Raw genomic sequence first — 21,190 nt, forward strand, 5'->3', positions numbered from 1 at the left:
GATTTTTAAAATTTGAGATTAAGACCAAATAAGAATGTACGGGAGTTTGGATAAAATCCATAATCTATACCACTCATCCATCCTGTAGGCCCTGCTCCAATTTCGGGATCAAGCCCTTTGTATTTTGTCCAAGTAATTAGATTCTGTCCGGTAATATAAAAACGTACTTGAGAAAAGATATTTTGTTTCTTTAGCAAGGTTGCAAAATCATAACCAATAGTAAGGTCATTCAAGCGGATATAGTCACCATCTTGCAAGTAAAGGTCGGAAACAATGTTGGTATAAGACGATTGTCCCAGTCTTGGCCATTTATTAGATGTGCCTTCTCCATGCCAACGATCCATCGGATCATGTTGTCCTCCGTATATCTGGTTACCATATACACCCGAGAACGAAGCGCGGAAATCAAAACCTCTCCATGCCCCGCCGAATGAAAATGAAAATATTCCATCAGGATTAGGGTCACCAATAAATACACGATCTTGCTCGTTGATTTCACCATCGTCGTTCTGATTTACATATTTGATGTCGCCCGGTACTGCATTTGGCATAACAAGTTCTCCTTTCGAATTGCGATAAGCATCTATCTCATCCTGATTTTGGAATACGCCATCGGTTTTCAATCCCCAGAAGTAACCGATAGGATATCCTACCTGCGCTCTGTAAAACTCGGGACTCCATGTTCCTACAGTTCGAGCACTACCATGAATAATTCCTTCCTGGTTAGCGATACGAGTCACCCTGTTTTTATTATAAGCCCAGTTGACATTTATATCATAGCTGAAATCGCTTATCTGATCTCTCCATACTACAGCCAGTTCCACACCGGTATTTCTGATATCTCCTCCGTTTATATCGGGAGCATTAGCTCCGTATGAACCAAGAACTGGTGCTGCTACAAGCCAATCTTTGGTTGTTTTGCGATACCAGTCGAAGTTGAATGATAATCTGTTCTTGAGCAATAAAGCATCAAAACCCACATTTAACTGTTCTGAGGTTTCCCAAGTTATATTCGTATTAGGCAGATTAATCGGATATGAAGCAATTGTATAACTGTTTTTATCTACTCCCGGATAATAATAGCTATATTCTACACTTGAATAATCTCCTGAGTTCTGACCTCCGACACGCATTTTTGCGAGATACTGAAATGGTGAAATCGCCTGATTTCCGTTCTGTCCCCAACTTGCTCTCAGTTTAAACATATTGAGATGGGTCTTAAAAGATTCCATAAAAGACTCATTACTAATAACCCAACCGGCAGAAACAGAAGGGAAGAATCCCCAACGTTTTCCCGGAGCAAAGTTTGACGAGCCATCCGAGCGCGCAATAAGAGATAACATATAGGTTTCTTTGAAGTCGTAATTGACACGACCAAAATATGAAAGTAATGCTGATCGACTCCATGGTGAGCCCCCTAAGCGAGTGGATGTTTCACTAACTTTTGGAGTATTAATAAGGTAAGCATATTTAAAACCTTCGAAAATAGAATTGGTATTGAAACCCGAAATACTTGAACCTAAACCTCCTTTTTCTGCACTCGTACCAGCCAACACATCAAAGTTATGCTTGTTTTCGTCTAATGAGAATTTATAGTTCAACGTATTCTCGAATGTCAAACGACTAAATCCTAATGATATATCCTGACTTACTTTTGTTTCTTGGCTTGTATATTCAGGCGCCAGATTATATTTAGGTATATAAGCCCTGCTTTCTTCGGCATCCATTGTTAATCCAAAATTTGAGCGAAATACTAAATTTTTAATAGGCTCGATTGTTATGAATGCGTTTGTATTTAATTGGTAATTCTTTTTGTTGTTATTACTGTTATAGACAAGATATGCAATAGGATTGGGCGCATATGGAGCATATGCTATCGGCCCATGATAATCTCCATTGTCATCATATATCGGCATAAACGGGCTTCCCCCCATTATCATACCCAATGCACCAAGTCCTTCGGTAGACCTTCCGCTTAAAGAACCATCTTTATTGGCATATATAAAATTGATTGTCTCTCCCATGCGTACAATGTCACGTCCTTTTGCCGAAAAAATCGTTTGATCTGCATTGAGACGAAAAGTATATCTATCTTGTTTTGTTTGAACAGGTTTCCCCAGAGTACCTTCCTGAGATGAATAAGAAAAGCTGGTAAAATAAGATGATTTCTTGCTCCCTCCGGAAATGGTAACCGAATGGTTTTGTGTAGGTGCATTTTTATTCTTTATTTCTTTATACCAATTTGTGCCTTTCCATTCTCCTGAAAGAACTTTATCCCAATTAGGAACCATCTGAGAAAAATTAATTCCATATCCGTAAGTGTTTTTTGAGTATTCGTCATCCAACATCGCCTGTGTTGTTGCATCAACGTACCATTTGTAATCAGGTGCATTTGAAATCCCTATATATGTATCGTAAGCAACGCGTACTTTATCTTCTCCTTCTCCGCGATGTGTTGTTATCAGCACCACGCCGTTTGCAGCACGAGCACCATAGATTGCAGCAGATGCAGCATCTTTCAATACATCTATCGACTTAATATCTGCAGGGTTTATGTTCGATATATTCCCCGGTACACCATCCACAATGTAAAGTGGATCTGCATTGCCGATTGTACCCATTCCTCGAATATAGACTTTGTATGATGATCCGGGTTCTCCTGATGTCTTTGTAATTTGCATACCCGGAGACATACTTTGCAAAGCAGTCAGTGGATTTGGAGTATGCAACTCCTTTATTCTGTTTCCGTCAACTTGTAATGTAGCACCTGTTACAAGTTTTTTCTTCTGTGTGGCATATCCGATAACAACGACTTCATCCAATAGCGAAGCATTTTCTTCTATAATTATTTTATATTCTTTTTCAGTTCCTATCTGAATTGTCTTCGGTTTAAAACCCACGTAAGATACAACTAGCATTGAACCGGGTTGTGCGGCAATAGTAAACAATCCATCAAGGTCTGTAACTGTACCAACCTTCGTCGTATTGTTCATTATTGTTGCACCAATAATTGGCTCTCCTTTCTGGTCAAAAACGGATCCTTTTATATTGCCATCTGTCTGTATGTTTTGAGCATGTACAATATTTATGAATAAAAGGGACATAAACATTATCAAAAATATCTTTTGATAATAATTAAGTTTGTTTTTCATTGATAAAGATTATTTAATTTATTTTCAGTGATGTAATTTGCCTTTAATATTTATGCATTTACAATGCTTATTCTGTCATGGTCGTTCCTCCTTTCATTGATTTATTTTAGGTTGTATTTAAAAGTTGAATTTATGCTTTCCTCCTTCAATAGAAATCGCCTTATCTCCTACTAGAACAGTAGCAGTTGTATTGATTGGAATTTCGACATCTAATTGAATGCTACCTCCTAGCCGCTTCCATTCAGATCGTATAAGTCCTTTTACGGAGTTGTACTCTCCTTTCACCCAATCCAGACCTTCTACAAAATGAGGTTGTATGAGAATATGCTTGAACCCGGCATTGTCAGGATCAAAGTTTATACCGGCTAAAACATTATACATCCATGCATTGATATCACCCAAAAACATGTGATTGATAGATGCATCTCTGAATTCGGGAGACAAAGTCCATGTTTCGGGCATTGTATTAAAACCTTTCTTTATCCATGCACCCCACGAAGGTTCATCTTCTTTTGAAGCCATCTGATAAGCCATATCTGCATAGCCATATTTCGATAGCATTCTCAGTACTGTCTTACTTCCCAATACTCCGAAATCGAGGTATCCGTTATTTTCTTTTACTAACCGATATAAATTGTCGGCTACTTTTTGTTCCATTCCTTCGGGAACAATTCCTAAATAAAGTGCTATGGCCAATGATGTTTGCGATCCGTTAGCATATATATTTTTTCGGTAGTCAAAGTATTTATTATTAATCAAATCCTTAAGGCTTTTTGCTTTTGCTTTATAAATCGATCCATCGTAGCCTAATATTTCCGAAAATTTAGCCATATAAAGATTATCCAGATAATAATAGCACGAAGTAGTATATTCGGTAGGCGTTTGAGTTTTGTAAGGAACCCAGTCTCCTATACCATAGGTTACACAGCCGTCAGTATCTTCTCGGGTTGCCAAATATGCAAGATATCTCTCGCATGTGTTATATATCCTGTTTATGCTTTGTTTGTCTCCGTAGTAATCGTACAGAGCCATTGGGACAATAAACATCGCAGCATCCCATACAGGGCCAATCCAGTCATCGTATCCCCAACCCGAGCTTGGTATAATTCCGGAAATACGACCTTCTGAATTCTGGTTGTCAATCATATCTTCGATCCATTTTTCATAGAATCGGATACCATCGAAATTTAGTAATCCCAAATCCATTGTAATATGGGCATCCGCTGTCCATCCATTTTTTTCGCGTTGAGGACAATCAGTAGGTATACTCATCACATTTGATAAATATGACCGATTTGCAGCCTTCCATATCTGATTAAGCAGGTCATTAGAACAGCTGAAATGACCTACTTCTTTCAAGTCGGAATGAAAATTAAGTGCTGTTACATTTGTTTCATCAAGTTTTATCGGACGGCTTGAACGGATTTCTACATATTGGAATCCTTTGTATGAAAATCTAGGTGTAAAGACACACTCCTTGCCATCAAGGATAAGTACATCTGTTTGAAAAGCCAATCCCGGAAGAGGCTTATAATAGATGTCGAGATTGCGCATCTCTAATCGCCCATTTGGTTTCAGTAATTCACCATATTGTATCTCTACTCTTGTATTTTTCTCTCCCTTTATTTTTAGTTCACATCCACCTGTCATATTCACACCAAAATCATAGACAAAAACAGTATCGCCAAAAGACTTTAGTGATATCGGGTTTATATTTTTCACTTTCCTTATTACGGGCTCTGTTTCTGCAACCAGACGGTTACACGGAGCATTCATTATTTTTGCATTAGCCCACATAGAGTCGTCAAAGGCAGGTTTATCCCATCCTTCAATTTCTTTATTCGCATCGTAAGTGTCCCCACTGTAAATATTGTTTTGCACATAAGGGCTCGACGAAGAAACTTTCCATGTGGAGTCTGATATTATAATATCCTTCGTATTATCTTTATAAGTGATATGTAATTCGCTGATCATAGAAGCGCGGTTGCGCCAACGGGCTTTTTCGAAGCTCCACGTTGCCACAGGTGCAAATGCATTGTAAAACCCATTTCCTAAGATAGATGTTATAACATTTTTACCGGATTGTACCAATGACGTTGCATCATAGATGTTATACAAATTCCGTTTATCATAATGGGTGTAGCCCGGAGCCAAAAAGGCGGAAGAATCAACAGACTTTCCATTAATAGAAACGTCATAATACCCGGCGGCGCTAATATATAACCTAGCTTTCGCTATTTGTTTACTACCATTTATTTCAAAAGATTTACGTAGCATGGGTGCAATAGGGCTATCCATTGCCTCATTGTCTGATATCCATTTTGCTTGCCAGGCTGAAGGTTGCATGAAAGCTGTTTCGAAATGACTGACAGGTGATACAATCTTCTGCTTTTTATTATTGTCCCATACTGTAACTTGCCAATAATATGTAGTGTGCGGTTCAAGCACACAACTGGAATCAGGGGTAATGAACATTTCCTTGGTAGAGATTATTCCCGAACGCCATATATCATTAGAAGTCTTTTCTGAAAGAGCTTCCTTATTCCTTGAAAGTAGAAGTTGAACGCTGCCTTGTTTAAAGTCATGTCCTGAAATTGCTTCATAATTCCATGTAAATCGAGGAGAAACAGCATCAATTCCAATAGGATTGTGCATATACTCACATCTTAAGTTGTTAATCTTGACTTTCTTTGTATCACATGATTGTGCTAGAATAATAAAGAGACTTGTCAATAATAAAATGGTTATGGTTAATCTAGATTTATGCATGGTTATTATTATTTTATCACGAATAACTTTAACGGTTTAGTAAAATATTCAAAAAAAATAGAAGAAGCTTTCGATAAAGCTGTTTGCAAAAGTAGAAACTACATATTAACAAACTATTACATACATATAAAATTATGGTTTCATTATATTTTCATGTATATTAATTTGGTTATTCCGTATTGATTAATCCAATAAATTTATATTTAAATATCGTTTTTTTTATTATAATCATGCTTCCGCCTCTATCCTAAGAAATGGGATTTGTTATTTAAATTGATCCAAACATATAACAAAACCTCATTTAAAGATACTTAAACACAACTTAAACGGTTAAACAATACAAATTTAATTCTTATTTTAAAAACCACAATAAAAAGTTCAAATATCTTTCATAATTAACCATTGTTAAAAAATGGAACATTTAGAATAGAGACATTAAAATAACAAACAAACATCTCATTAATAATATATTATAATTATAAAATAGAATCTAATATACATTCGATTAGGAAAGAAACAAGAGCGAGGATTCTTATATAAGATAAAAATAAAGTATTATTATTTTAACGAGAAAGTAAAATAATATACATTTGTAGAAATATAAATAGTATATTATATTTGAATGATAAAAAGGAATTGGTATCCTTATATATACTTTTAGATACATAAATAGGTATTTATATGTATAGATGAAGCGAAATAATACTAAAACAATTATCTATAGATATCCGAACCTAATCAGAGTTAAGATAATGTAGATGTAGTTGGTAATAATACTAAACCTACTATTGCACATATAAATATCTAATATACTTATATATCATTCAGATCAATTAAATATTTAACCGTTAAATATAGTAAATTACCAATTTGTGTATTATATATGAAAACAAGGGTTTCACTTAAAGATATTGCAGAAAAATTAAACTTGTCTAAAACCACAGTTTCATGGGTACTGAACGGACAAGCAGAGAAAAAAGGTATAAGTAAAAATACACAAGAGATTGTACTGAATTGTGCAAAAGAATTGAACTATCAGCCAAATTTAATAGCTCGAAGTCTTAATATTGGGCAGACCAAAACGATTGGACTTATTCTGCCTTCCATATCCGATTATTTTTATTCCTCAATAGCCAGAGAAATAGAAAACCAAGCCAACATGCATGGATATTCTCTGATGATAGCAAGTTCCGAATCTGACTTCAATAAAGAAGACCTTGTTATACAAATGTTCAAATCGAAGGGAGTAGATGGAATAATTATAGCACCGACAAAGCGATCGAAAGTTGAAATAGAACGACTTATATCTGAAAAATTTCCTTTAGTAACATTCGACCGTTATTTCCCTGAACTGCAAACAAGTTATATAATTATCGACAACAAGGAAAGTAGCTACAAGTTAACAAAACATCTCATAGGTATGGGGTGCAAAAACATTGCACTTATTACCACAAACTCTCATCTTACTACAATGGGTGAAAGAAATGAGGGTTATAAACAAGCATTGTCAGATTCCGGTATCAAATTTAATCCAGCACTTGTGGGAAATATAGAATATGAAGATTATGATAATAAAATTGTAAAAGTATTAGATAATATATTTGAAAAAGTACCTGATGTAGATGGATTCTTCTTCACCACACATATTCTAGCAGTAGAAGCCTTCCTTTATTTTGATAACAAAGGAATCGACTTTAATCGACAATTTCAACTGGCATGCATACATGGCGTATCTTTATTCAAAATTTTAGCACCAAAAATTAACATTGCAAAAATGCCTGTTGCAGATATAGGTAAAAATGCTGTAGATATTTTACTCGGAGAGATTCAGGAAAAAAGCAAACAAGCTGGTGAGAAAGGACAATATAAAGTTATTTTACCATGTACTCTTTATTTAAATAATTAAGAGTACAACATATAGAGAAACAGAATTTAAAGCAATTCAAATAACATTTATTTCTATAGTCTTCTATAATAATCTTATTTTAACCTATATCAACTAAAAGATTGAATCTTGGATTCCTAACAAGACCATTCCTTAAACACAAACTACGTAAATAATAAAACCCAAAACAACAGAATATACTACCATATTCTCCTTGTCGGCTTTCATTTCGAAAGATATAAAATAAAGATTCGAGATTTCATTTTCCATCCTTTTTGAAAATAGATCAAATTAGACAAAAGAACTCTTAATATATGTTTTAAAACATGTCAAAAATAAGTGTATATATTTACACTTATTATTAACATTGCACTCATAAGTGTACAGTAAACACTTATGATTTAAATAAGCTTTTAAACCATATATAATATCATGCTAGAATCATTAAAAAAAGAGGTATTCGATGCTAATCTGGATCTGGTAAAACATGGATTAGTCATATTCACATGGGGAAATGTTAGTGCTATCGATAGAGAGAAAAATCTGGTAATAATCAAACCTTCAGGTGTATCATATGAAAAGATGAAAGCTGAAGATATGGTTGTACTCGATTTAGATGGAAAAATTGTAGAGGGACAATTGAAACCCTCATCCGATACTGCAACTCATATAGCTTTATATAAAGCCTTTCCAAATATAGGGGGAATTGTACATACTCATTCTACTTACGCCACATCTTGGGCTCAGGCAGGCCGTGATATACCTAATATCGGCACTACTCATGCCGATTACTTTAAAGATGAGATACCATGTACAAGACAAATGACAAAAGAAGAGATTGAAGGCAAATATGAACTCGAAACAGGTAATGTAATTATCGAGCGTTTTGCCGCTCTAAATCCGGATTATACACCGGGAGTTCTTGTCAATAATCATGGCCCTTTCTCGTGGGGAAAAGATGCGCATAATGCTGTTCACAATGCAGTAGTATTGGAACAAGTCGCTAAAATGGCTTATTTGGCATATAGCATCAACCCGCAACTAAAGATGAATGATGAGCTTATAAAAAAACACTTTTTCAGAAAACATGGTCCTGATGCATATTACGGACAATAAAAGTATTACACACGTTTAAATATTATACCATGAAAAAAGTTATTCTTTCCATACTATTTCTAAGCGGTGTCGCTGTTATTTCAGTAGCCCAAAATAAATTGGTTATTAATGCCGATCAGGGGAAAGATGTTATCAGCAAACATGTTTATGGACATTTTTCTGAACATCTCGGACATTGTATTTACGGAGGCTATTGGGTAGGTGAGGACTCCTCCATTCCCAACACGCGTGGTATCCGCAACGATGTGGTAAAAGCTTTACGCGATATCAAAATTCCTAATTTGCGCTGGCCTGGAGGCTGTTTTGCCGACGAATATCATTGGATGGACGGGATTGGTCCTCGCGATAAACGTCCTAAAATGGTGAATACTCATTGGGGAGGAGTTGTCGAAGATAACAGTTTTGGCACGCACGAATTTCTCGATCTCTGCGAACAGTTGAACTGTGAGCCTTACATCTGTGGAAACGTAGGGAGTGGCACGGTGGAAGAAATGTCTAAATGGGTAGAATATATTACTTTCGATGGAGAAAGCCCAATGGCAAACCTGCGTCGTCAAAATGGCCGCGAGAAACCTTGGAAAGTATCTTTCTGGGGAGTTGGAAACGAAAACTGGGGCTGCGGAGGTAATATGACTGCCGAATTTTATGCAGATCAGTACAAACGTTATTCCACTTATTGCCGAAACTATGGCGACAACAAACTCTATCTTATTGCCGGAGGCGCTAATTCAGACGACTATAATTGGACAGAGACTTTAATGAAAAATGCAGCACGTCAAATGCAGGGATTGTCTTTGCACCATTATACAATTCCAAAGAATTGGGAAGACAAAGGTTCCGCTACACAATTCGACGAAGCGGAATACTATGTGACTATAGAAAAAACGCTAAAAATGAATGATTTGTTAAAAAGACATTCAAACATTATGGACCGATACGATCCGCAAAAAAGAGTCGCCCTTATCCCCGACGAGTGGGGTACTTGGTATAACGTAGAATCTGGAACCAATCCGGGATTCCTCTACCAACAAAACACTATGCGCGACGCGATTATTGCTGCTATCAATTTGAATATATTCAATAGCTATTGCGATCGGGTAAAAATGACTAACATAGCGCAAACAATAAATGTATTACAAGCTGTAATATTAACCGACAAGGAAAAGATGTTATTGACTCCGACTTATTGGGTCTATTATCTTTATAAAGTTCATCAAGATGCAACTTTGCTTCCTATTTCACTATCTTCTGCTAAATACGAGCTGAATGGGAAAAAGATTGATGCCATCAGTGTATCAGCATCAAAAGACGCTTCAGGAAAAGTTCATATTACATTGGTAAATATAGATCCGAACAAAGAACAAAGTATAGATGCCGATTTGCGGGGAATAGAAGTTAAAAACGTTTCGGGACAAGTATTGACATCAGGCAAAATAAATGATTACAATTCCTTCGACACTCCCGATGTTGTTTCTGTGAAAGCATTTAAAGGTGCAAAATTATCAAAAGACAAAATATCGATAACATTACCATCCAAATCGGTTGTAATGTTGGAACTTAATTAATAATTCATTAACAATAAATAATATCATGGATTTTAAAGATTTAGAAATTTGGTTTGTTACAGGAGCGCAATTATTATATGGAGGCGATGCTGTTGTTGCTGTGGATTCACACTCTACTCAAATGGTAAAAAGTTTGAACGGCTCAGGCAAACTACCTATCAAAGTTGTTTATAAAGGAACTGTCAATTCATCTAAAGAAATAGCAAAGGCTTTTTCTGATGCCAATTCTGACAACAAATGTATTGGAGTAATAACATGGATGCACACCTTTTCTCCTGCAAAAATGTGGATACAGGGATTAAAAAACTACAAGAAACCTCTGCTACATTTTCACACCCAATTCAACAAAGAAATTCCTTGGAATGAAATCGATATGGATTTCATGAATCTAAATCAGTCAGCACATGGCGACCGTGAATTTGGGCATATGGTAAGTCGTATGCGCAAAAACAGAAAAGTAATTGTCGGACATTGGTCTGATGAAAAGGTACAGGCTAAACTAGCTTCTTGGATGCGTGTATGTGCAGGATGGGCTGATGCTCAGGATATGCTTATCATTCGTTTCGGAGACAATATGAACAACGTCGCTGTAACAGATGGAGATAAGGTAGAAGCCGAAATGCGTTTGGGTTATCATGTAGACAATGCACCTATCGCAACATTAGTTCCGTATATAGAAGCCGTAAAAGAAACTGAAATAGATGCATTAATTACTGAATACGAAAAAGTATATGACTTTGCTGCTGATTGCAAAAAAGGAGGAGAAAAACATCAATTTGTACGTGATGCAGCAGCTCAGGAGATAGGGCTTCGTCGTTTTCTTCAAGAAAAGGGAGCGAAGGGATTCACGACCAGCTTTAATGAACTTGAAGGCATGAAACAATTGATGGGATTTGCTTCTCAACGCCTCATGGCGGAAGGCTACGGATTCGGAGCCGAAGGGGACTGGAAAACGGCTGCCCTTGTCCGTACAATGTGGGTAATGGGAAAAGGACTGCCCGGTGGTCAATCGTTCCTTGAAGACTATACGCTCAATTTCGATGGAGAGAACAGTACTATTCTGCAATCGCACATGTTGGAAATCAATCCGGATATAACCGGAACAAAACCTCGAATCGAAGTTCATTTCCTTGGTATTGGCGATGCTCGCACTTGTTCGCGCCTCGTATTTCAAGCACATAAGGGTGAAGGTGTTGCTGCTACAATTGTAGACATGGGTAATCGCTTCCGTATGATTGTAAATGAAGTAGTAGTAGAAGAACCAAAACCACTACCTAAATTGCCTGTAGCATGTGCATTGTGGAAACCAATGCCGAACCTTGAAATTGGTGCCGCTGCATGGATATTGGCAGGTGGTACTCATCACTCAAGCTTCTCTTATTCTGTCACTACCGAAATGCTGGAAGACTATGCTGATATAGCTGGTATAGAACTGGTAACTATAGACAAGAATACAACCATAAATAACTTTAAGTTTGAGTTGAAAGTAAATGAAGTATACTACTTATTAAATACAGCGTTAAGCTGAGTTAGATTGTTTCAAGTATGGGGAGTAGTGATATTCCCTATACTTATTTTATCATTAAAAAGTTAACTACCTTATGAAAGGAACATATACTATAGTTGCCAACTATAATGAAATGTGAATTTCATACTATTTATGAAAAATAAAATATATGAAATATACAATAGGACTTGATTACGGTTCTGACTCTTGCCGAGCAGTAATCATAGAAGCTGAAACAGGAAAGGAAATTGCATCATCAGTCAAATATTATAAAAGATGGATACAGGGGAAATACTGTGATCCTCAAAAAAACCAATACAGACAACACCCTCTCGATTATATAGAAGCTTTAGAAGAATCCGTAAAGGAGGCTCTGAGTAAGTCTCCGGCAGGTACAGCAGAGCAAGTAGTAGGCATGTCATTTGATACTACAGGCTCTACTCCTGCCCTGATTGATAAAGACGGACAAGTGTTAGCATTACGACCTGATTTTGCAGAAAATCCAAATGCAATGTTTGTCCTTTGGAAAGATCATACAGCGATCAAAGAAGCAGCTAAAATAAATGAGGTAGCCAAACGCTGGCCTATCGACTATACTGCCTATGTAGGTGGTATATACTCCAGCGAATGGGTTTGGGCAAAAGTGGCACATGTTCTGAAAGAAGATAAAGCCGTAGCCGGAGAAGCTTACAGTTGGATAGAGCATTGTGATTGGATGCCCGCACTAATTACAGGCACAACAAAACCATCAGATATAATAAGAGGACGTTGTGCTGCAGGGCACAAAGCCATGTGGCTGAAAGAATGGGACGGCTTGCCAACAGAAGATTTTCTTGTAGAAATAGCACCCGAACTGAAAGGGTATAGAGAAAGACTATTTCACGATACATACACCAGCGAAGTTAAAGTAGGAAACCTAACAGAAGAATGGGCTGGCAGGCTTGGATTAACAACAAATGTAGCTGTTGGTGTAGGAGCGTTTGACTGTCATATGGGAGCTGTAGGTGCCGAAATAGAACCGAAAGCATTTGTTCGTGTTATCGGAACCTCTACTTGCGATATAATGATTGCTCCTTATGAAGATATGCACGGAAAACTAATTCCTGGTATCTGCGGACAAGTAGATGGGTCTGTTATTCCGGGAATGGTAGGTCTAGAAGCCGGACAATCTGGTTTTGGTGATATTTATGCATGGTTCAAATCTGTGCTGGCTTGGCCTTTGGAGAATATACTAAAAGGGTCGGCACTAATAGATCAGGAAACAAAGCAAAAACTAATAGACGAAACTCTTGACAAGATAATCCCTACCCTATCCAAAGAAGCTGAAAAAATTCCCGTATCAGAAAGTTCTATTTTAGCAATCGATTGGATGAACGGACGTCGTACGCCTGATGCCAATCAAATGGTAAAAGGAACAATAACAGGATTAAATTTAGCCAGTTCTGCTCCTCTAATTTTCAAAGCGTTGGTAGAGGCCACTGCTTTTGGATCGAAAGCGATTGTAGATCGCTTTCTCGAAAACGGAATTGAAATCAATAGCGTAATTGGTATAGGGGGTATCTCCCTGAAATCGCCATTGGTTATGCAAACATTGGCAGATGTATTGGCAATGCCTATAAAAGTTGCTAAATCAGAACAAGCATGCGCATTTGGTGCAGCAATGTTTGCTTCTGTTGCAGCTGGAGTTCACCCTGATATTAAAGCTGCTCAGAAAGCGATGGGACAAGGTTTTGCTCACGAATACAAACCTAATATGGAGAAACACGAGGTATATATGCAGATATATGCAAAATATCAAAAACTAGGAAAATTTACTGAAACAGAATTATTCTCTTAAACATAATATCATACTATGAACTGGAATTCACACGAATTTATTTGGCTCGACTGGGTGATTATTGCAGTTGGGATATTGGCAGTAACATGGGCTGTCTGGCGTTCGATACAAAAAGACAAACGCCTGCAACAAGGTGCCAGTAGCGAAGACTATCTGTTCGGAAAAGGCGAACCATGGTACATAATAGGTGCTGCTATCTTTGCAGCAAACATCGGATCGGAGCATCTTGTAGGACTTGCCGGAACAGGCGCTAAAGCCGGAGTGGGTATGGCACACTGGGAGATGCAAGGCTGGATGATACTTATTTTAGGTTGGTTATTCGTACCATTCTATCAACTGATGAATAACAAGATGGGCAAAATCATCACAATGCCCGACTTCCTAAAATACCGTTATACACCTGCTACAGGTTCGTGGTTGTCTATCATCACACTTATAGCCTACGTACTTACCAAAGTGAGTGTAACCGCATTTACAGGAGGTATCTTTATGGAAAGCCTTCTAGGTCTGCCTTTCTGGTATGGGGCTATCGGCTTGATAGTATTAACAGGTATTTTTACTGTTCTCGGTGGTATGAAAGGAGTTATGACTCTATCTGCAATCCAAACACCGATACTTATTATAGGTTCATTCCTTGTGCTTTTCCTAGGATTATCTGCTCTTGGAGGAGGCAGCATCCCTGAGGGTTGGACAGCAATGATCGACTATGCAAAAACATTGAATGTAGGAGAAGATGGTGTTGCATACGGTACAAACCACATGTTTCACTTCAATACCGGTGATCCGTTATATGATGATTACCCCGGCTTTTGGGTATTTATCGGAGCTTCAATAATAGGTTTCTGGTATTGGTGTACCGACCAGCATATCGTTCAACGTGTACTTGGACAACGCAAGGGCGAAGACAACGATGTAGTGATGAAACGTGCTCGTAGAGGTACTATTGCTGCTGGTTATTTCAAATTGTTGCCTGTGTTTATGTTCCTAATACCGGGTATGGTAGCAGCGGCATTGGCTGCACGTCCCGATAGCGGATTTACATTGGATGATCCGGACACAGCGTTCGGTTCAATGGTTAAATTTGTATTACCTGCGGGTGTGAAAGGAATTGTTACCATAGGTTTTATATCAGCTTTAATTGCTTCTTTGGCTGCATTCTTCAATTCTTGCGCAACATTGTTTACGGAAGACTTCTATAAACCTATGTTCAAAAATAAGAGTGAATCTACTTATGTTTTAGTAGGTCGTATTGCGACAATTGTAGTAGTAATACTTGGTATTGTTTGGATACCTGTTATGATGAGCCTTGGTAGTCTTTACGACTATCTGCAAGGGATCCAATCATTACTCGCTCCTGCTATGGTAGCCGTATTTGCTCTTGGTATCTTTTCTAAAAGAATTACACCTAAGGCGGGAGAAGCTGGTATGATAGTGGGATTCGCTATTGGGATGGTACGCTTATTAACCAATATATTTACCAACACCGGCAAGGATGCAATGACGGGCTGGTATTGGGAATACACAAGTTGGTTCTGGCAAACGAACTGGCTTATTTTTGAAATATGGTTATTAGTATTCATTATGTTGTTAATGGTAGTAGTGTCGTTCTTCACTCCGAAGCCAACAGCCCAACAGATAGATGCTATCACTTTCTCTAGCGATTACAAGAAACTTATTAGCAAGAGTTGGAATAAATGGGATGTTATCGCATCACTGGGAGTTGTAATTCTTTGTGTTGCATTTTACATATACTTTTGGTAAAACAATAACATACTTATATATAAATTTTTAACAACAGAATACTTTTATAAAGGAATAAAGCAAGAGGCTGTCTTATTGGACAGCCTCTTCTGTGTTTATGCAACTTTCTTTAATTATATTTATAAACAGACAAAGAGAACAATCATAAACAATTAAATATAAAAACTTTACAAAAAAGCTTTTATAAAAAGCTAAAAGCAGTTTCTTATACACAAGAGAACTAATCTTATTTAACCTAATAAAGATACAAAAGATACCTCATCTCCTACCCCTCTATATCTATCACAATATTGTGAAAAGATATGCATACATCTGCTCTGCCTATAAATGAAACTTCTAAGATCATTTGATAGTAAAGAGAAACAGCGAAATCCTTATACAAAGATTTCGCTGTCTCCTCAAAAAAGTACGAATCACCTAAAAGCCTATATGATATTATCTCATATCATTAAAAAACATTAGATTATTATTTACCACTCAAACCTTCTGCAAATCCAGCATAAACGGGCTTACGGTTATAGTTCAAGCTCCATAGCCCAATAGGCTGCCCTTTTCTCCAGCCGCTGTCGTCAGGACTGTCTGTCGGACTCCAATGAGTAATTCCATATTGTTGACTCACAGGAATAATTTCAAAGTATTTTTTCACAATAAACTTATAATACTCAGACATCAATAGCTGTTGCTCGAAAGTAAGGTTTGCTGTCTTAATTTCATTACCATTCTCATCTACTATACCCATATCCAACTCAGATATTTTTATGAGTTTTCCTGAAGCTTTTAATAGTTCAAACATCTTCACGACATGGTCTTCTTTGCTCTTTTGTGTTGCAGAGTTTAGATAATAAGAGACATGCATTTGAGTACCGATACCATCAATCTTAGTTCCGTCTTTCTCCCAACGTTCAATCCAATTTATCAAACTCTTCAGTTTCATGTTATCATCCCAGTCTGATTCCAGATTGTAGTCGTTGATGAACAACTTCATATCTTCAGGTCCATATTTACGGGTAAGTTGGATAGCTGTACGCACATAGTCATCACCCAAGTAATCTTGCCAATAGAAATTATTCTTAGCGTCTTCTGCCGATACATTATTTACAGATTGTAAATCATACCAACCATCGCCATCTTTATCAGCACCGGCCAGAGGCTCATTCACTACATCCCATGCTTTCACATATCCGCCACAAGCTTCCATCATACCTTTTACCCAATTTTCCATCGCATTGGTCAAAACTTCTTTCTTTTCTTCCGGAGTCAAAGGAATGGTATTGCCTGATTCTTCTATCTCAAATACGATATCATCAAAATAGAATGTAGTTGCCAGCTTGTTTTTTGCAAGATTAAAAGCTATAGTACTCATTCCTTCTTGTGATGAATTGATAGAACCTGAATTAGTATATTCCTGCCATTCTGTAGTTACATCAGGACTGCCCACCATAGCGTAATGCAAATAACCGCCCGGCTCTTTATGCGCCTGAGAATCAATACTAACATTTCTACTAGCCTTGACCTTCATACTGAAACGATATTTTTCACCTTCCTTAAATACGTGAGGAACCTTTACAAAGAATTGTGTGTCCCAATCCTGAGTAGCATTATCGCCTGACTGAACAATAATTGCCCGTCCCGTACCACCGGCACCTGTACCTGCAGCGCTAAATGTAGCCGCTTTAGGGCCATTAGATACTTCAGTAGCATAGAAACAGGATACATCATTGTCTTCACAATTACTATTGCTTACAAGATTTTTCCACCAACTAGCTGGACCTGCTGCAAGTGCTTCAATATTGAAGGAATAGGAATGCCAGCTTGGTTTTCCCCAGTTTGATAAATCTTTACTGTCAAAGGCGCCATTATTGATTACATTATCCGTAGAATTAACTGCTGTCAAAGTAATATCGTCAAAATACAAATCGCCACCAAATTTACCAAAACAGAACTGAAGTTTGTTAAACGCATGACTTGGTGTAAACTGAATAGTAACATTACTCCATTCTTTACTTGCCGCAAGAGATAAACCATAAAGAACATTACTGCCATCTGTAGGCCAGAAGTCAACAGTAGCCGCCGCAGATGCCTTAATTCTCATGCTTAATGTATATGTCACACCAACCGTTAATGGGCTTGCCGGTTCGTAATAAATTTGCCAATCCCATGTATTAGCCTTAGCTTCGGTTGTATTTATATGCAAGCAATTATTTGCATCGTTAGGATCTACTTCAATCTCCTTATCAGCAATCAAATTATTCAGATATTTATTATTTTGTTGAGAGTGCCACAATATCGTATGTCCATAAATACTAAGACCTGCACCTTTAGCAGCATCCACAAATTTTACGACCTGAGAGAAATCCATTGAACCATCGTCTTTTACAATCGAACCATATTTCATCGCATTACCCGCTGTTAATTCATCGAAATTGGAACAGGCAAGACTATAAACCATGTCTCTCTTCAAAAAATCGCTAACAGTAATGCCCGATCCTAATTTGAAATTTGGATTAGCCTTGCGGTCTACATACGATTTCAGAACATCATATTCATTCAGATATTCATATTTCTCGAGATCTGCCGGCTTATCAACATTAAAGTTGCTATCAAAATTATCGACACAAGAGACCATTGCCATCATAGCGACAATAATCAACAAGAATTTATTATAATACTTCATCATATTCATCTTTAGTAAAATTAAAAATGATTAGTTTTATAAGTTGGAACAAACAATTCAGAATCGATCCCTCGGGTTTGTACCACCAAAGTATCTTTAGTCACATATTGCTTTGATCCGAAGTTTATATTGTACTCCAAATACATAGCATTACGGTCTTTATTACCCCAACTATTTTTCTCTCCGTTTTTTACAAATTTACCTGAGCCACTAGCGGTATAGCCTTGCGTATCGGTAGAGATAGTACATTCATTATTATCATTAAAAGTTAGGAGTAAATCACATGTAAGAGTTTGTACACCTCCTAAACCATCAGAAACAGTAGTTTTAACCGGAAACTTAGTCACCTTTAAACTTGCAGTCGTTAAACTACAAAGTTCGTCATTTTCGACATGTGGTTTGCGACGTACATTCGTTGCAGTTGCACCATTCTCGGTTACAAGATCTACTCCTCTGCGCAGATATTTTGCATGCCACGGATTAATAAATTTCAGTGCATATAAGACATAGTCTTGAGGCTGAATATCCCACGCTTCTGAATAGGTACGAGGTGCGTTCTGTATCAAGTGACGACCGCTCAAAATACTGTCTGCATTTTGTACTTTAGTCATTAATAATGGAATTACATACGTTTTTTTCAAAGCGTCGGGATCGGAAAAGAATGCATCTTGCAATTGGACTCCTACCGATCCTTGAATCTTCTTATCAAGAATAATCTTACTACCCGCTAAAGTGTAGTAATTGGATGGCATAGCTTGAACCGGACTACCGTCTTCGAAGAATAAGTTATCACATAATCCATTATCGACGGCAATATCTATGTTGATATTCTTTTGGTTTTTATATACACCTCCCATTGTTGCGTATATTTCGCAACGATGCTCATTATCTAAAGTAGTATCATAAGTATCATCTCCCAATACGATTGTACGCACGGGATATTGATAGGCAAAATAAACAGTTGTTCCGCCTTCATAGTTTGGGAATTCAACACCTTGATTTTCGCATGATGTCATTGATGCAATCAAAATTCCGGCAAACAATACAGGCAATAATTTGAATCGTTTCATATTTTTCAATATTTAGATATTTTTTGATTATTCATTTACCAGCCTTGATTCTGCTGTAGGTTGCTCCATTTTATAGTTTCACTATAAGGCACAGGTCCATGATACATATAATCTTTGTAGTTTCTTTCTTCTACCGGAATTACTTTATATACCAAAGCTCCACCTACTTTATCTATCTGTATACCTTTGGCTTCCTCATTCAGGTTGGCTTTCCAGCGACGCAAATCCCAAAAACGTCGGTTTTCGAAACAAAGTTCAATACGACGTTCATTACGTATCAACTCTCGCATTTTATCTTTATCGTTTTTAATACTTTCAAGATAAGCATCTCCTCCATTAGTACCTACACCTGCACGGGCACGGATAGCCTTGATTACGTCGTAAGCGCTGTATGAATGTCCGTTGCCATTAGTTGGCCCCCAAGCTTCATTTGCCGCCTCGGCATAAGCTAAGAATATTTCAGTAAATCGTATGCGTACGGGATAATGGTATTGTGCCGTATTGTATGTCGGATCGGGATTACAATCATCACGCAATAGTTTTTTCAAATAATATCCGGTACGTGTAGATGTACTTTCATTATTTAACGCATCTTTATTATCTGCTTCGTATGTTCCGGTAATTATTTTCTTCGAATTTGTACCATACGTAGTTTCGTTATACAATACATATGCTGTCAAACGTGGATCTCTGTTAGTGTATGGAGCATTAGAAGAATATCCACTGGCCGGATCTGAAATTGGATATCCGCTTGCCGTAGGAAATGCATCCACCAAATTTTGGGTTGGATTTATACGTCCACTACCATAAAGTGATGGCGGATAATTGCTCTTTTCTTGCGAAAGTCCCATTGCATAATCTTCGGTACTATTATCTTTGTCTCCTCTCCATAGTATCTCTTTAGGAACAGCTCCTGATCCCAATGAGTTGATTTCAGTTTTGTTCATATACCATGTCCATCCGGTTGGATCTATTCCGCCTAAACCATTGATACGATCTAGTACGATAGCTGCATTATCTGCAGCGTTAGCCCATGTTATGGTTGTACCCGTGTTGTATGCAGGACTTGCTGCAAGTAAAGCAGCTTGTGCCCTAATAGCTTCTGCGATACGAGCAGTAAGGCGACCTCGTATATGAGTACCATTTACTCGATTATAATCACTGGCATTAGTTACGCCGATCGCTTTATATTTAGCCGGGATATTAGCATCACTGATGTCATTGTAATCAAGAGGTAAGTATTCTGTCGCTTTTTCTACATCACTAAAAATTTGATCTATACAAGCCTGAAATGTATCTCTTGGCACATTGAAATCTGTACTCATATTATCTACAGTAGTTACATTAGGTATCCCCAATAGTTTTCCATCTTCAGTCCAGCCTCCATGAGCCATCAAGAGATAGTACATATTCAACGCACGCAATCCATACGCTTCGCCTTTAAGGCGATCGCAATACATGATATGTACATTCGGATCTTTTGCCCATGCAACTTTGTCGGCATTTTCTAAAAAAATGTTGAGATATTGGATAGCAGCTCTACAGTTCTGCCACTTAGACATAGGATCGTTACTAGCTGTCCACGATCCTGTTGCCATGCTTAAATAGCTACTAGCTTTATCGTTAGTCACTGCATCATCTGTCGCAATGTCTGTTTCAGATTTAGTCTGATAGGGAAGCATGGAATAAGCGTATCCTAATATTCCTTGTGCATATCCCGGTTCATTATACATATCATCTAACTCTCTATTGTTCTCTAAAGCAGGAGAAAACAGATCATCACAAGATGTTAAGAAGAGCAAGATAATGACCAGAAATTTTGTTATATTATTTATTGCTTTCATACTGTTATTT

The 21,190-nt window shown here is 37.4% G+C and carries 11 protein-coding genes; 6 read left to right on the forward strand and 5 right to left on the reverse strand.

The annotated features are described in order from the left end of the window. Positions 1 to 5 precede the first annotated feature (5 nt). Both PKC55_RS14610 and PKC55_RS14615 read right to left on the reverse strand, forming a co-directional pair. A complete protein-coding gene (locus PKC55_RS14610; RefSeq protein ID WP_324373538.1) occupies positions 6 to 3,152 on the reverse strand; it encodes a SusC/RagA family TonB-linked outer membrane protein in 3,147 nt (1,048 codons plus the stop codon). A gap of 117 nt (positions 3,153 to 3,269) precedes the next feature. After that, entirely contained in the window at positions 3,270 to 5,921 is a 2,652-nt protein-coding gene (locus PKC55_RS14615; RefSeq protein ID WP_291123979.1) for a family 78 glycoside hydrolase catalytic domain, read from the reverse strand. An 883-nt stretch (positions 5,922 to 6,804) separates the two neighbouring features. Here PKC55_RS14615 and PKC55_RS14620 point away from each other — a divergent pair. The 6 genes from PKC55_RS14620 (at position 6,805) to PKC55_RS14645 (ending at position 15,592) form a co-directional block, all read left to right on the forward strand. Continuing rightward, complete coding sequence (locus PKC55_RS14620) at positions 6,805 to 7,827, forward strand: LacI family DNA-binding transcriptional regulator (protein ID WP_135104272.1); 1,023 nt, start codon at positions 6,805 to 6,807, stop codon at positions 7,825 to 7,827. 411 nt (positions 7,828 to 8,238) lie between these two features. Beyond that, on the forward strand, positions 8,239 to 8,922 hold the full coding sequence (araD, locus tag PKC55_RS14625; RefSeq protein ID WP_291123977.1) for an L-ribulose-5-phosphate 4-epimerase: 684 nt from the start codon (positions 8,239 to 8,241) through the stop codon (positions 8,920 to 8,922). A 29-nt stretch (positions 8,923 to 8,951) separates the two neighbouring features. Then, on the forward strand, positions 8,952 to 10,487 hold the full coding sequence (locus PKC55_RS14630; protein ID WP_291123975.1) for an alpha-N-arabinofuranosidase: 1,536 nt from the start codon (positions 8,952 to 8,954) through the stop codon (positions 10,485 to 10,487). Between the two features lie 25 nt (positions 10,488 to 10,512). Further along, on the forward strand, positions 10,513 to 12,015 hold the full coding sequence (araA, locus tag PKC55_RS14635; RefSeq protein WP_291123973.1) for an L-arabinose isomerase: 1,503 nt from the start codon (positions 10,513 to 10,515) through the stop codon (positions 12,013 to 12,015). A gap of 148 nt (positions 12,016 to 12,163) precedes the next feature. Beyond that, a complete protein-coding gene (locus PKC55_RS14640; RefSeq protein WP_291123971.1) occupies positions 12,164 to 13,831 on the forward strand; it encodes a ribulokinase in 1,668 nt (555 codons plus the stop codon). 15 nt (positions 13,832 to 13,846) lie between these two features. Further along, positions 13,847 to 15,592 (forward strand): sodium:solute symporter, encoded by a 1,746-nt coding sequence (locus PKC55_RS14645; protein ID WP_306540381.1) that lies wholly within the window; start codon positions 13,847 to 13,849, stop codon positions 15,590 to 15,592. Positions 15,593 to 16,058: 466 nt separating this feature from the next. On the opposite strand, the gene PKC55_RS14650 is transcribed toward PKC55_RS14645, so the two are convergent. The 3 genes from PKC55_RS14650 to PKC55_RS14660 are packed head-to-tail and all read right to left on the reverse strand — an operon-like array spanning position 16,059 to position 21,180. Next, the gene (locus tag PKC55_RS14650) at positions 16,059 to 18,266 is read right to left on the reverse strand and encodes an endo-1,4-beta-xylanase (RefSeq protein ID WP_291123986.1); all 2,208 of its coding nucleotides are present in this window, start codon (positions 18,264 to 18,266) and stop codon (positions 16,059 to 16,061) included. Between the two features lie 20 nt (positions 18,267 to 18,286). Next, entirely contained in the window at positions 18,287 to 19,336 is a 1,050-nt protein-coding gene (locus PKC55_RS14655; protein ID WP_291123967.1) for a DUF5627 domain-containing protein, read from the reverse strand. Between the two features lie 35 nt (positions 19,337 to 19,371). Beyond that, positions 19,372 to 21,180 carry a RagB/SusD family nutrient uptake outer membrane protein gene (locus PKC55_RS14660; protein WP_291123965.1) on the reverse strand — a complete coding sequence of 603 codons (1,809 nt, stop codon included), beginning with the start codon at positions 21,178 to 21,180 and terminating at the stop codon, positions 19,372 to 19,374. Between the last annotated feature and the right edge of the window lie 10 nt (positions 21,181 to 21,190).

It is taken from the genome of Dysgonomonas sp. (assembly GCF_035323175.1).
GTDB lineage: Bacteria > Bacteroidota > Bacteroidia > Bacteroidales > Dysgonomonadaceae > Dysgonomonas.